A 476-nucleotide genomic window follows, 5' to 3' on the forward strand; every position below is an offset into this window, starting at 1 on the left:
GCGCGTGGCGGTGAACATGGAGAACCGCACCACGCGCACGAAGATGGTGGGGCAGGACGTGGCCATGCCCGTGGCGATCGCGCCCACCGGCCTCACCGGCATGCAGCATGCCGACGGCGAGATCCTCGGGGCGCGCGCCGCGCGGGCGTTCGGCGTGCCGTTCACGCTGTCCACCATGAGCATCTGCTCGATCGAGGACGTGGCCGAGCATGCCGGGCCGGGCTTCTGGTTCCAGGTGTACGTGATGCGCGACCGCGATTTCGTCGAACGCCTGATCGACCGCGCCAAGGCCGCGGGCGTCTCGGCGCTGCAGGTCACGCTCGACCTGCAGATCCTCGGCCAGCGCCACAAGGACATCAAGAACGGGCTCTCCACGCCGCCCCGGCCCACGCTCGCCAACCTGCTCGACCTCGCGACCAAGCCGCGCTGGTGCCTCGGCATGCTGGGCACGAAGCGGCGCAGCTTCGGCAACATCG

The 476-nt window shown here is 70.2% G+C and carries 1 protein-coding gene; it reads left to right on the forward strand.

Annotation, left to right across the window (positions count from 1 at the left end; genetic code table 11):
- A partial coding sequence (locus tag AC066S_RS39185; protein ID WP_478271958.1) for an alpha-hydroxy acid oxidase occupies positions 1–476 on the forward strand: 476 nt, incomplete at both ends.

This window comes from Bradyrhizobium sp. CFUWI, from assembly GCF_056429085.1.